Source organism: Streptomyces sp. SDT5-1, assembly GCF_052245995.1.
GTDB lineage: Bacteria > Actinomycetota > Actinomycetes > Streptomycetales > Streptomycetaceae > Streptomyces.
Genome location: NZ_CM125963.1, coordinates 8,074,840 through 8,087,583 on the forward strand (window position 1 = coordinate 8,074,840; position 12,744 = coordinate 8,087,583).

At 71.3% G+C, this 12,744-nt stretch carries 10 protein-coding genes; 7 read left to right on the plus strand and 3 right to left on the minus strand.

Translation table 11 applies throughout. The features are described from left to right. Window positions 1–100: 100 nt before the first annotated feature. The 4 genes from kdgD (at window position 101) to ACTWJ8_RS37220 (ending at window position 4,645) form a co-directional block, all read left to right on the plus strand. Window positions 101–1,033: a 5-dehydro-4-deoxyglucarate dehydratase gene (kdgD, locus tag ACTWJ8_RS37205; RefSeq protein WP_443261884.1), complete on the plus strand. Its 933-nt coding sequence runs from the start codon at window positions 101–103 to the stop codon at window positions 1,031–1,033. 79 nt (window positions 1,034–1,112) lie between these two features. Further along, window positions 1,113–2,462: a glucarate dehydratase gene (gene gudD, locus ACTWJ8_RS37210; protein WP_443261886.1), complete on the plus strand. Its 1,350-nt coding sequence runs from the start codon at window positions 1,113–1,115 to the stop codon at window positions 2,460–2,462. Between the two features lie 117 nt (window positions 2,463–2,579). Continuing rightward, entirely contained in the window at window positions 2,580–3,902 is a 1,323-nt protein-coding gene (locus tag ACTWJ8_RS37215; protein WP_356372670.1) for a gluconate:H+ symporter, read from the plus strand. Window positions 3,903–4,036: 134 nt separating this feature from the next. Beyond that, window positions 4,037–4,645, plus strand: coding sequence for a DUF4232 domain-containing protein (locus tag ACTWJ8_RS37220; protein ID WP_443261887.1), 609 nt, complete (start codon window positions 4,037–4,039; stop codon window positions 4,643–4,645). Window positions 4,646–4,652: 7 nt separating this feature from the next. Here the strand turns inward: ACTWJ8_RS37220 and ACTWJ8_RS37225 are convergent, their stop codons facing one another. Beyond that, on the minus strand, window positions 4,653–5,519 hold the full coding sequence (locus tag ACTWJ8_RS37225) for an LLM class F420-dependent oxidoreductase (RefSeq protein ID WP_356372666.1): 867 nt from the start codon (window positions 5,517–5,519) through the stop codon (window positions 4,653–4,655). Between the two features lie 214 nt (window positions 5,520–5,733). On the opposite strand from ACTWJ8_RS37225, the gene ACTWJ8_RS37230 reads away from it, so the two are divergent. The 3 genes from ACTWJ8_RS37230 (at window position 5,734) to ACTWJ8_RS37240 (ending at window position 10,456) form a co-directional block, all read left to right on the plus strand. Beyond that, a complete protein-coding gene (locus ACTWJ8_RS37230) occupies window positions 5,734–7,107 on the plus strand; it encodes a sodium/glutamate symporter (protein WP_356372664.1) in 1,374 nt (457 codons plus the stop codon). 138 nt (window positions 7,108–7,245) lie between these two features. Next, window positions 7,246–8,694: an Nramp family divalent metal transporter gene (locus ACTWJ8_RS37235; RefSeq protein WP_443261888.1), complete on the plus strand. Its 1,449-nt coding sequence runs from the start codon at window positions 7,246–7,248 to the stop codon at window positions 8,692–8,694. A gap of 28 nt (window positions 8,695–8,722) precedes the next feature. After that, the gene (locus ACTWJ8_RS37240; protein WP_356372660.1) at window positions 8,723–10,456 is read left to right on the plus strand and encodes an IlvD/Edd family dehydratase; all 1,734 of its coding nucleotides are present in this window, start codon (window positions 8,723–8,725) and stop codon (window positions 10,454–10,456) included. Window positions 10,457–10,509: 53 nt separating this feature from the next. On the opposite strand, the gene ACTWJ8_RS37245 is transcribed toward ACTWJ8_RS37240, so the two are convergent. Continuing rightward, window positions 10,510–11,442, minus strand: coding sequence for a fumarylacetoacetate hydrolase family protein (locus ACTWJ8_RS37245; RefSeq protein ID WP_443261889.1), 933 nt, complete (start codon window positions 11,440–11,442; stop codon window positions 10,510–10,512). Window positions 11,443–11,478: 36 nt separating this feature from the next. After that, on the minus strand, window positions 11,479–12,498 hold the full coding sequence (locus ACTWJ8_RS37250) for a LacI family DNA-binding transcriptional regulator (RefSeq protein WP_443261891.1): 1,020 nt from the start codon (window positions 12,496–12,498) through the stop codon (window positions 11,479–11,481). Between the last annotated feature and the right edge of the window lie 246 nt (window positions 12,499–12,744).

The following is a 12,744-nucleotide window of genomic DNA, read 5'->3' on the forward strand; positions in this document are numbered from 1 at the left end:
CAGCTCATAGCGTCTCGCCAGACCAGTGACGCGGGCCATACGGGAGTCGGCCCGCCTCCGGTACGTCTGTCGCACACCTCAGTTCGGGAGTACCACCTCTATGAGCGCCTACACGCCTGCCGACCTCGGCCGACGACTCGGCTCCGGCCTGCTGTCCTTCCCCGTGACCCACTTCAGGGCCGCGGACCACGCCGAGCCGTACGCCTTCGACGAGGAGGCCTACCGCGAGCACGTCGGCCGGCTCGGCGCGTACGAGGTGGCCGGGCTCTTCGCGGCCGGCGGCACCGGCGAGTTCTTCTCGCTGACCACCGCCGAGGTCGAGCGGGTGGTCACCGCCGCGGTGGCCGCCGCCCCCGAGGGCACCCCGATCCTCGCCCCGGTCGGCCACGGCACCGCCACCGCCGTCGAGATGGCGCGGTCCGCCGAGCGCGCGGGCGCCGACGGCATCCTGCTCTTCCCGCCCTACCTCACCGAGGCCCCGCAGGACGGTCTGGCCGCCCATGTCGAGGCCGTCTGCGCCGCGACGGACCTCGGCGTCATCGTCTACAGCCGCGCCAACGCCGTGTACCGCGCCGACACCGTGGCCCGGCTCGCGGAGTCCTGCCCGAACCTGATCGGTTTCAAGGACGGCATCGGCGACATCGACGCCATGACCCGCCTCTACACCAAGGTCGGCGACCGCCTCACCTACATCGGCGGGCTGCCGACCGCCGAGACCTTCGCCCTGCCGTACCTCGAACTCGGCGTCACCACCTACTCCTCGGCGATCTTCAACTTCGTCCCCGAGTTCGCCCTCTCCTTCTACGCGGACGTCCGGGCCCGCCGCCGCGCGGACGTCCTGCGCAAGCTCGACGCGTTCGTCCTTCCGTACACCGAGATCCGCAACCGGAAGAACGGCTACGCGGTCAGCATCGTCAAGGCGGGCCTCACCGCCACCGGACACCCCGCGGGACCGGTCAGACCGCCGCTGACCGACCTCGAAGCGGACGAGCTGGACGAGCTCACCACCCTCATCAAGGGCATCGACAGCTGACAGGCCCGAACCCCCTCAGCCCCCTCCCGTAGGCGCCGGTCACCGGCCCGCGAGCCGCACGCGAAAGGCCCCACCGTCCATGAGCACCCAGGCCGTTCCTCCCACTCACACCCCCGTCGTCGCCTCCATGCGTGTCGTCCCCGTCGCGGGCGAGGACAGCATGCTGCTGAACCTGAGCGGTGCCCACGCCCCGTACTTCACCCGCAATCTGGTCATCGTCACCGACTCCGACGGCCGCACCGGCGTCGGCGAGGTCCCCGGCGGCGAGCCCATCCGAGCCACCCTGGAGGACGCCACCGACCTCGTCGTCGGCCGCCCCGTCGGCGACCCGCAGGCCGTGCTGCGTGCGATACGCGAGCGCTTCGGCGACCGGGACGCCGGCGGCCGCGGCGCCCAGACCTTCGACCTGCGCGTCACCGTGCACGCCGTCACCGCCGTCGAGGCCGCCTTGCTCGACCTGCTCGGCCAGTACCTGAACGTGCCGGTCGCCGCCCTGCTCGGCGAGGGCGTGCAGCGCACCTCCGTCCCCGTGCTCGGCTACCTCTTCTACGTCGGCGACCGCCGCCGCACCGACCTCCCGTACCGCGACGAGTCCGACGCCAAGGACGCCTGGGAGCGGCTGCGCAACGAGGAGGCGCTCACCCCCGAGGCGGTCGTGGCGCTCGCCGAGGCGGCCCAGGAGCGGTACGGCTTCCAGGACTTCAAGCTCAAGGGCGGTGTCCTCGACGGGCGCGCCGAGGCCGAGGCCGTCACCGCGCTCGCCGAGCGCTTCCCCGAGGCCCGCATCACCCTCGACCCCAACGGCGGTTGGCTGCTCAAGGACGCCGTCGAGATCGGGCACTCGCTGCGCGACGTGCTCGCCTACGCCGAGGACCCCTGCGGCGCCGAGGCCGGCTACTCGGGCCGCGAGGTGATGGCCGAGTTCCGCCGCGCCACAGGACTCAGGACCGCCACCAACATGATCGCCACGGACTGGCGGCAGATGGGCCATGCCATCAAGTCCGACGCCGTCGACATCCCGCTCGCCGACCCGCACTTCTGGACCATGAACGGTTCGGTGCGCGTCGCCCAGCTCTGCGACGCCTGGGGCCTGACCTGGGGCTCGCACTCCAACAACCACTTCGACGTGTCGCTCGCGATGTTCACCCACGTCGCGGCCGCCGCGCCCGGTGACATCACCGCCATCGACACCCACTGGATCTGGCAGGACGGCCAGCGCCTCACCCGCGAGCCGCTGCCCATCGAGGGCGGCGCCATCGCCCTCCCCGAACGTCCGGGCCTTGGCGTCGAGTTGGACCTCGACCAGGTCGAGGCCGCCCACCAGCGCTATCTCTCCCTCGGCCTCGGCGGCCGGGACGACGCCGCGGGCATGCAGTACCTGATCCCCGGCTGGACCTTCGACGCCAAGCGCCCGGCACTGGTGCGCTGACCCTCCTTTCCCCACCGCCGCTGCGGCGTCGTGTCCCGCTCGTACGACGCCGCACCGAGCTCTCGCATGCCCTGACAACCGAACGTGCACCTCCGTCACTTCGAAGGAGAAGTGATCATGCCCATGCTCGTCGTTGCGCTCAGTGTTGTGGCGCTGCTGTTCCTGATGACCAAGGTGAAGCTGAACGGCTTCGTCGCCCTGCTCCTCGTCGCGGTCGTCGTCGCGATGGTCCAGGGCATCAGCCTGCCGGAGATCTCCGATGTCCTGGAGGCCGGTATCGGTGACCAACTCTCCGGCACCCTGCCGGTGATCGGCCTCGGGGCCATGGTCGGCCGCGTGATGGGTGACGCGGGCGCCGCCCAGCGCATCGCCACCAAGCTGACCAAGGCGTTCGGCGACCGCTGGGTGCAGGTGGCGATGGTCGTCACCGCCATGCTCATCGGCGTCACCATGTTCTACGAGGTCGCCTTCGTCATCATCGTGCCGGTGGCCTTCACCCTGGTCCGCGTCACCCGGCAGAACCTGCTGTGGGTCGGCCTCCCGATGTCCATCGCGCTCTCCACGATGCACAGCTTCCTGCCGCCGCACCCCGGGCCCACCGCCGTCGCCGAGATGTTCGACGCCTCCGTCGGCCAGACGCTCTTCATCGGCCTGTTCATCGCCGTCCCGGCCGGCGCCCTCATCGCCCTGGTCTGGCCGCGGCTGCCGTTCGTCCGCAGGATGGACCCGTCGATCCCGACCGGCCTTGTCACCGAGCGGGTCTTCGACGAGGACGAGATGCCGGGGCTCGGATGGTCCCTCGCGGTCGCGCTGCTCCCGGTCGTCCTCATCGCGGGCGCCGCCATCGCCGAGATGTCCCTCGACGACCACGCCCCGGGCATGGGTGTCGTCAAGTTCGTCGGCTCTCCCGAGTTCGCGCTGCTGCTCACCCTGCTGCTCGCCATGTACGTCTTCGGCCCGCGCATCGGCCGCTCCCTGAAGGACCTCGCCACCTCCTGCGGCGACGCCGCCAAGTCCATGGCCATGATCATGCTGGTGATCGCGGCGGGCGGCGCGTACAAGAACGTCCTCGTCGAGGGCGGCGTCTCGGACTACATCAAGCAGACCACCGAGCACTGGTCGATCTCCCCGCTGCTGCTCGCCTGGCTGATCGCCGCGATCCTGCGCATCGCGCTCGGCTCGGCCACCGTCGCGGTCTCCACCGCGGCGGGCATCGTGGCGCCGATGGTGGCGGGCAGCGGCACGTCGCCCGAGCTGATGGTCCTCGCGGTGTCCTGCGGTTCGATCGCCTTCTCCCACGTGAACGACCCGGGCTTCTGGATGTTCAAGGAGTACTTCAACCTGTCGGTCCTGGACGCCATCAAGGCCCGCACCACGTACACGACCGTCCTCGCGGTGCTCGGGCTGGGCGGGGTGATGGCCATCAACGCGGTGATGTGACGGACCTTTGTCACAGCCATGTACGAGTGGGCGGTCGTGAGGAACGGTTCACCCGTCGGTCGGGGTCCTCACCAACAGTGACGCCCGACCCCACCGGGCGGACAGGCACCACCGACCACGGAGGAACCACGACCATGCGTGCTCAGAAGACCACCATCGCCGCCCTGGCACTCGTCGCGGGGCTCTCGCTCACGGCCTGCCAGGGCACCGAGGACTCCGCCGCGGGCAGCGACGGCTCGGGCTCCTCCGCCTCGTCCCCGGAGGCGTCCGCGTCGCCCACCGCCACGGCCACGGCCACCGCCACGGCCTCCAGTGACACCGGCAGCAGCGGTGGTCGGGTCGACACCGGCCCCTGCAAGACGGCGAACCTCGCGTTCAGCACGTCCCACGGCATGGGCGAGGGCGACCTCATGGTCGTCATGAAGAACACCGGCGACGCCTGCTCGCTCAAGGGCTTCCCGGGCGTCGACCTCAAGGCGGACGACGGTCCGGGCGGCATCAGCGCGCTGCGCAGCGACCGCCCGGCGCCGACCGTCGCCCTGGGGCGCGGCGAGGAGACCCGGTTCACGCTGCACACCCCGCGCAACGACACCGGCGGCTCGGGCCTGGACATCGTCAGCATCGTCGTCACGCCACCGAACGAGACGCACTCCACGACCCTGCCGGTCTCCCTCAACCTGCCGGTCAGCGACTCCACCGAGTCCAAGGTGACGGTGGACCCGGTGGGCTCAGGCAAGCAGTGACCCCGGCTCAGGGCAGCAGCGCGGCGACCTTCCGCCAGCCCTCGCGCGGCAGGCCGTCCGGCGGCGTGCCGTCCACGACCTGGAGCGCGACGTGGTCGGCGCCCGCCTCGAAGAACGCGCCGATCTTCGCGCGGATGGCCTCCTCGTCGCCCCACGCGTACAGGGCGTCGACGAGCCGGTCGCTGCCGCCCGAGGCGAAGTCGTCCTCGGTGAAGCCGAGCCGCAGCCAGCTGTTGGTGTAGTTCGGCAGCGCGAGGTACATGGCCAGCACCTCGCGGGCCAGCGTCCTCGCGCGCTCCGGATCGGTCTCCGGAACCACCTTCAACTCCGGTGCGAGCAGCGGTTCTTCGCCGAGGATCTCGCGGGCCTGCGCCGTGTGCTCGGGCGTGACCAGATACGGGATGGCGCCCGCCGCCCGCTCCGCCGACAGCTTCAGCGTCTTCGGGCCGAGCGCCGCGAGCAGCCGCCGCTCGGCCGGCACCCCGGCGGCGTCCAGCGCGTCGAGGTACTCGACCAGCGCCGAGTACGGCCGCCGGTACTGCTCGGCCAGCTTGGCGTGGCTGACGCCGAGACCGAGCTGGAAGCGCCCCGGGTGGGCCTTCTCCAGCTCCGCGAAGCCCTCCGCGCTCGACGCCGCGTCGTGCTGCCAGATGCTCTGGATGCTGGTGGCGACCGTGAGCGTCGAGGTGCCCTCCAGGATCGGCACCGCGTTCACGGGCGCGCTGCTGCCGCCCAACCAGACGGTGCCGTAACCGAGTTGCTCCAGTTCGGCGGCGGCGTCGGTGATCTCGGCCCGCTGGTCCGGATCCTCGGACCGCAGCCCGACGTTCCAGATTCCGTACCGGCCGACCTTGTCCTTCAGGGCGGTGCTCATGTGTCTCCGATCCCTCCGGTGAGTGGGTGTGGGGCGCTCACGACTAGACGATCACAACTCGCGCGCGTCCGCGCTTCATTCCGGCCCCCGTGTCCCGTCCCCGCGGGGAAACCGGAACCTGGGTTTCCCTTTACCGTTTCTTTGCTGATAGAAAACTCCGGATCACCCCGCACGTCCGCACTGACAGAGGTGCCTGCCCCACCCCGGAGTCTCTGTGTCGTACACACCCTGGTCGCTGCTGAGCGACGCCGGCCTGATAGCCGCGCTGCTGCTCGTCGGCACGCTGCTGCGCGCCCACGTCCGGCTGTTCCAGCGGCTGATGCTGCCCTCCAGCGTCATGGCCGGCTTCCTCGGTCTCGCCCTCGGCCCCGAAGGGGCGGGCCTGCTGCCGTTCTCCGACCAGCTCGGCACCTACGCGTCCGTGCTCATCGTCGTCGTCTTCGCCTGCCTCGCCCTCACCGAAGGACTCGGCCTCAAGGGCTTCGGCAAGGCCGCGGGCTCCTTCGGCTCGTACGGGGTCGCCGCGTACGCCCTCCAGGTCGGCCTCGGTATCGTGCTCGGCCTCGTCCTGCTCGGGCCCCTGTGGGACGTCCCCGACGCGTTCGGCGCGCTGCTCTTCGCCGGCTGGGCCGGCGGCTTCGGCACCGCCGCCGCCCTCGGCACCGCCTTCGAGGCGGGCGGCTGGGAGGGTGCGAGCTCCCTCGGCTTCACCTCCGCCACCGTCGGCATGCTCGTCGGCGTCGTCGGCGGCATCATCCTGTGCAACTGGGGCGCGCGGCGCGGCCACACCAGCAGCGTCGGCCGCTTCGAGACGCTCCCCGAGGACCTGCGCACCGGCCTCGTGCGCAAGGACGAGGAGCGCCACCCCACCGGGCGCGCCACCACCTCGCCCGCCTCCATCGAACCGCTCGGCTTCCAGATCGCCGTCGTCGCCGCGCTCGCGGCCGCCGCGTACGGCGTCTCCGAGTGGATCACCGGGATGTTCCCCTCGCTGATGCTCCCCGTCTTCGCGCTCGCCTTCATCCTCGGCCTGATCCTGCGCGCAGCCGTCGGCCGCACCAAGGCCTGGGGCTACGTCGACGGGGACTCCCTCAAGTCGCTCTCGGGCACCGCCACCGACGTCCTGATCACCTGCGGCATCGCCTCCATCGTGCCCAGCTTCGTCGCCGACTACTGGGTGCCGCTCGCCCTCATGTTCGCGGCCGGGCTCGCCCTCGTGCTCGTCCTGTTCCTGGTCGTCGCGCCGCGCCTCTTCGACGGCAACTGGTTCGAGAAGGCCCTCGTGACCTGGGGCTGGACCACCGGCGCCGCCGCCACCGCGATCGCCCTGCTGCGCATGGTCGACCCGAAGCTGAAGAGCGGCACCCTCGAGGAGTTCGGCGTCGCCTACATCCCCGTCGCGCCCGTGGAGACGGCCACCGTCACCTTCGTGCCCGTCCTCCTCTCGGCCGGCGCCGCCTGGGCCGTCGGCGGGGCGTGGGCCGCGCTCGGCGTGCTCGCCCTCGTGCTGCCCTGGCTGGCCGGCTGGGCACCGCGCCGCGGCGCGAAACCGGAGGCCGTACCGGCGAACGAGAGCGCCGGAGTCTGACCCCCACGAACGCCCCGGGCCACCACGCCCGGGGCGTTCTCGTGCGCACCCACTGGACGGGCCCGCCGAATCATCCGATGATTGCGGGGCATCGCAAGCTCTCCACATCCGCCCCAACGGCCCCCGGAGACGCCCCAGATGACCGACACCGGAATGTCCGGAAGCGCCCCGCCGCCCGCCCCCTTCCCGCTGCGCACCAAGCTCCTGCCGCCACCCGCCGTCCGTGAACTGCCCGCGCCGCCCGCGCGGACCTGGCGCATCATCGGCCCCGGCATCGTGGCCGCGGGCGTCGGTGTCTCGTCCGGCGAGTTCATCCTCTGGCCCTACATCGCCACCCAGGCAGGCCTGGTCTTCCTGTGGGGAGCCGTGATGGGTGTCGTCACCCAGTGGTTCCTCAACATGGAGATCGAGCGGTACACCCTCGCCACCGGCGAGACCGCCGTCACCGGCTTCAACCGCTACTGGCGGCACTGGGGCCTCGTCATGGTCGTCTTCACCTACGCGGCCAACCTCTGGCCCGGCTGGGCCACCAGCTCGGCCACCATGCTCAGCTACGTCTTCGGCGGCGAACCCGCGTACATCGGCATCGGGCTGCTCGTCCTCATCGGCCTGATCCTCACGCTCGCGCCCGTCGTCTACAACGCCCTGGAGAAGCTGCTCGGCGTCAAGATCCTCGTCATCGGCGGCTTCTTCCTCCTCGCCCTGATCCTCGCGGTCACCGCCACCACCGTGGGCGACCTGCCCAAGGCCGTCACCGATGCCACGTTCCCCTCCGAACTCGGCGTCGCCGTCCTCATGGGCGCCCTCGCCTACGCGGGCGCGGGCGGCGGCCAGAACCTCGTGCAGAGCAACTGGATCCGCGACAAGGGCTTCGGCATGGGCCACTACGTGCCCCGCCTCGTCAGTCCCGTCACCGGCAAGGAGGAGGCAGCGGGCCCCGTCGTCGGCTACGTCTTCGAGCTCAACGAGACCAATCTGTCCCGCTGGCGCCGCTGGTGGCGCTTCGCCAACGCCGAACAGGCCCTCACCTTCGTCCTCGTCACCGTCGTGACCATCGTCCTGTCGTCGCTGCTCGCGCACTCGACGCTGTTCGGGACCGGCGGCCTCGAGAACAACGTCGGGTTCCTCCAGAAGGAGGGACAGGTCCTCCAGGACCGCGTGGGGGACTGGTTCGGTGTCTTCTTCTGGCTGGTCGGCGCGTTCTCCCTGTTCAGCGCCGCCACCGGCATCATCGACTACACCAGCAGGATGGCGGCCGACGTCCTCAAGTCGACCTATCTGCGCGGCAGCAGGACCAGCGAGTCGCGGATGTACGCGCGCCTGGTGTGGGCCGTCGTCGCCATCGGCGCGATCGTCCTGCTCTCCGGCCTCGACCAGCCGCTCGTGCTGCTCGTCATCTCGGCCTGTGTGTCGGGCGTGATGATGTTCGTGTACGCGATCCTGCTCCTGGTCATGAACCGCACGGCGCTGCCCGAACCCCTCAAGGTGCGCGGCTACCGGGTGGCCGCGCTGGTGTGGGCCGTGGTGCTCTTCGGCGTGCTGTCCGTCCTGACGGTGCGCCAGCAGCTCTCCGACCTCTTCGGCTGAACCCGACGTACGTACAGGAGTGGATTTCATGACGGATGGTCACGTGGCCCGGCGCAGCCAGGCGTGGTTCGGCGCCGCCGGGCGTGGTGGCATGCTGTACCGGTCGTGGATGCGCAACCAGGGCTTCGGGCCCGAGGTGTTCGACGGGCGGCCCGTGATCGGGATCGCCGTGTCCGCGTCCGAACTCGCCCCCTGCAACGCCCACTTGACCCGCGTCGCCGAGGCGGTCAAGCGCGGGGTGTGGCAGGCGGGCGGCTTCCCGCTCGAGTTCCCCACCATGGCGACCGGCGAGACCCTGATGCGGCCCACCGCCATGCTCTACCGCAACCTCATGGCCATGGAGGTCGAGGAGCTGATCCGCGCCAACCCGCTGGACGGCGTGGTGCTCCTGTCGGGCTGCGACAAGACGACACCGGCCATGCTGATGGGCGCGGCCAGCGTCGACCTGCCCGCCGTGATGGTGACCGGCGGACCCATGCTCAACGGCAAGTTCCAGGGCCGCGACGTCGGCTCCGGCACGGCCGTGTGGCAGATGGAGGCCGAGGTCAAGGCCGGCCGGATGACCGAGGAGGAGTGCTTCTTCGCCGAGGGCTGCATGGCCCGCTCGAACGGCCACTGCATGACGATGGGCACCGCCTCCACCATGGCCTGCATGGCGGAGACCCTCGGCATGCAACTGCCGGGCTCCGCCACCTGGCCCGCCGTCGACATGCGCCGCTACGAGACCGGGCAGGCGGCGGGCCGGCGCATCGTCGACATGGTGGAGGAGGACCTGCGGCCCTCCCGCATCCTCACCCGCGAGGCCTTCGAGAACGCCATCCGCACCAACGCCGCGATCGGCGGCTCCACCAACGCCATCATCCACCTCACCGCGCTCGCGGGCCGCGTCGGCGTCCGCCTCGACACCGAGGACTTCGACCGACTCGCCCGCGACATCCCGACGTTGCTGAACCTGATGCCGTCCGGCCGCTATCTCATGGAGGACTTCTGCTACGCGGGCGGGCTCCCCGCTGTCCACCACGAACTGGTCAGGGCCGGGCTGCTGCACGGCGAACAGCTCACCGTCACCGGACGCAGCATCGCCGAGAACGTCGCCGACGCGGAACGCATCGGCGACGAGGTCATCACCGGCGTCCTCGACCCCTTCCAGCCCGCCGGGACGGGCACCGCCGTGCTGCGCGGCAACCTGTGCCCCGACGGCGCCGTCATCAAGCAGTCCGCCGCCTCGCCGCACCTGCTCACCCACACCGGCACCGCCCGCGTCTTCGACTCCCCGGAGGCGTACCACGCGGTGTGCGACGACCCGGACCTGGACGTCGACGAGCACACCGTCCTCGTCATCCGCGGAGCGGGACCCAAGGGGTACCCCGGCATGCCCGAGGTGTCGAACGTGCCGCTGCCCACCAAGCTCCTGAAGGCCGGTGTCACCGACATGGTGCGGATCTGCGACGGCCGGATGAGCGGCACCGGGTACGGCACCGTCGTCCTCCACGTCGCCCCGGAGGCCGCGGTCGGCGGCCCGCTCGCGCTCGTACGGGACGGGGACACCATCACCCTCGACGTCCCCGAACGCTCCCTGCGCCTGGAGGTCGACGAGGACGAGCTGGCGCGGCGCCGCGCCGACTGGAAGGCACCGGCCCCACAACACACCAGCGGCTACGCGTGGCTGTACACGCAGCACGTCGAAGGCGCCGACCGCGGCGCCGACTTCGACTTCCTCCGCGGCTGCCGCGGCGACGCCGTGCCCCGCGACTCCCACTGACGCCGGAGACCGTCGGCGGCCGACGGGGCGCACCCCGCCGGCCGCCGGACGGGTCAGCCCGTGCGGCGCACGGCGCGGCGCGCCAGCGGCCGGTCCACCGCGTCCACCAGCCAGTCCAGCGCGCGCGTGCCGACGCACACCCGGTTCGTCAGCACGCCCACCCCGTCGACCGACGTCTCCACCAGGTCACCCGAGCGCAGGGTGAAGTCCATGTCCGGCACGATGCCCGTACCGGTCGACAGGACCGCGCCGTCGGGGAACGGCTGACACCGCCACAGATACTCCGCCAGCTCCTCCGGCGAGCGGTGGAAGGCCGCCGTCGAGATCGCTCCCCGGAACGCCGCCGCGCTGTCCCGCCACACGGTCATCGAGATCTTCAGCGCCCGCGGCTCCTCGACCTCCCACACCGGCACGATCCCCGACGACACCGCCGCGCTCCCGGCGTAGATCTTGGCCTGCGGCAGGTACAGCGGGTTCTCGCCCTCGATGGAACGCGAGCTGACGTCGTCCACGATCACGTAACCGACCGTGTGAGCCTCCGCGTTGAGCACCACGCCCAGCTCCGGCTCGGGGACGTTCAGCTCCGAGTCGTCGCGCACCGCGATCGGCTCGCCGTCCGTGACCAGGCGCCAGGGGAGGGCCTTGAGGAACAGCTCGGGCCGCTCCGCGTCGTAGATCCGCTCGTACACCGACTGCTCGGTGCTCTCCTCGACACGGGCCTCGCGGGAGCGCTCGTAGGTGACACCCGCCGCCCACAGCTCCATCAGTCCGTCGAGCGGCGGCAGCGGCAGCACGTCGGCCTCGTCGGCGTCGGGCCGCCCGCGCGCCGCGGTCGACTCCACCAGCTCCCGCAGCCGCTCCACCGGCAGGCGCAGCAGATCGGCGACACGGGGTGAGCCGTCGAAGCGGCGGACGGCGCCGCTCGCGTCGGCGACACCTGTCGCGACGGTCCCGGTGGCGTCGGCGAAACGGACGATGCGCGTCATGCGGGGTCCTCTCCTCGGGCTTCCGGTGTACGTGTGTCAGGCCTGGGCGGGGCCGCTCGTCGACTCCCTGACCTGGAGCGAGGTCCGCAGCACCACCGTCTGGAGCGGTTTCGCGGTCCCCGCGATGCGTTCCTGCAACAGTTGGGCCGCCGCGAAACCCAGCTCGTACGACGGGAGTTGCACCGAGCTGAGCGACGGCGTGACCAGTTCCGGCCACGGAACGTCGCCGAACGAGAGCAGCCCGACGCCCGGCGGTTCCAGCCCGGCCTCGCGCAGGGCCGCGAGCGCGCCCACCGTCATCAGGTTGTTCGCCACGAACACGGCGTCCGGCGGCTCCGGCAGCGCGAGCAACCGCTCCATCGCGGCGCGCCCGCCGTCCACCCGGAAGTCGCCGTGCACGACATACGCGTCCCGTGGGCAGTCGTCCTCGCCGGTCTCGGCCCGGTGGTCGCGCAGCACCGCCCGGTACCCGGCCAGCCGCTCGTCCGACGTGGAGGCGCCCTCGGGTCCCGCGATGCAGGCGATCCGCCGGTAGCCGCGGGCCAGCAGATGCTCGGTGGCCTCCTCGCCGCCATGCCGGTTGTCCATCATCACGGCATCGACGGACGCGCCGCGAGGGCGGCGGTCGACGGCGACCACGGGCGTGCCCCGGCCGGCGAGTGCGGAGAGGTCGGTGCGGTGTCGCGACGCGGCGGCGACGATCACCCCCGCCATCTGCTCGGCGGCGGCCACCTCCAGGTAGCGGTGCTCCTTGTCGACGTCCTCGTCCGTGTTGCACAGCACCACCGACAGGTTCGTCTCCTGCGCCGCGTCCTCGACGCCGCGGGCGAGCGCGGTGAAGAACGGGTTGCCGATGTCCGGGATGATCAGGCCGATGACGGAGGCGCGCTGCATCCGCAGCGAACGGGCCACCCGGTTGGGCGCGAAGCCGAGGACGGCCGCCGCGGCGCGCACGGTCGCGGCGCGCTCGGCGGTGACACGGCCGCCGTTGAAGACCCGTGACACGGTGGCGGGGGAGACCCCGGCCTCGCGCGCCACGTCGTAGATCGTCGCCACAGACCCCTCACTCAACCCCTCGTCCAGGCGGGGGAGTTCGCCCCGCGATCCGGTCGTGCCCGGTGGTGCCGTCATTGTGCGCCCCGACAACTCCCGTTCCCACGCGAACTCTTGACAGCGTCTGGCGGGAAACCTACGTTCCCGTGAAACGGATTTCAAGACGTTCCGCCGCAACCGGCATCGGCTGCGGATTCTCCAGCTCGGCATTCCAGACATTGGCGGCGAGAACGTCCGTCGACGTCATGC

Bases quoted from the DNA above. Each gene is read 5' to 3' on its own strand.
- kdgD (WP_443261884.1), top strand. From the start codon at position 101: ATGAGCGCCTACACGCCTGCCGACCTCGGCCGACGACTCGGCTCCGGC.
- gudD (WP_443261886.1), top strand. From the start codon at position 1,113: ATGAGCACCCAGGCCGTTCCTCCCACTCACACCCCCGTCGTCGCCTCC.
- ACTWJ8_RS37215 (WP_356372670.1), top strand. From the start codon at position 2,580: ATGCCCATGCTCGTCGTTGCGCTCAGTGTTGTGGCGCTGCTGTTCCTG.
- ACTWJ8_RS37220 (WP_443261887.1), top strand. From the start codon at position 4,037: ATGCGTGCTCAGAAGACCACCATCGCCGCCCTGGCACTCGTCGCGGGG.
- ACTWJ8_RS37225 (WP_356372666.1), bottom strand. From the start codon at position 5,519: ATGAGCACCGCCCTGAAGGACAAGGTCGGCCGGTACGGAATCTGGAAC.
- ACTWJ8_RS37235 (WP_443261888.1), top strand. From the start codon at position 7,246: ATGACCGACACCGGAATGTCCGGAAGCGCCCCGCCGCCCGCCCCCTTC.
- ACTWJ8_RS37240 (WP_356372660.1), top strand. From the start codon at position 8,723: ATGACGGATGGTCACGTGGCCCGGCGCAGCCAGGCGTGGTTCGGCGCC.
- ACTWJ8_RS37245 (WP_443261889.1), bottom strand. From the start codon at position 11,442: ATGACGCGCATCGTCCGTTTCGCCGACGCCACCGGGACCGTCGCGACA.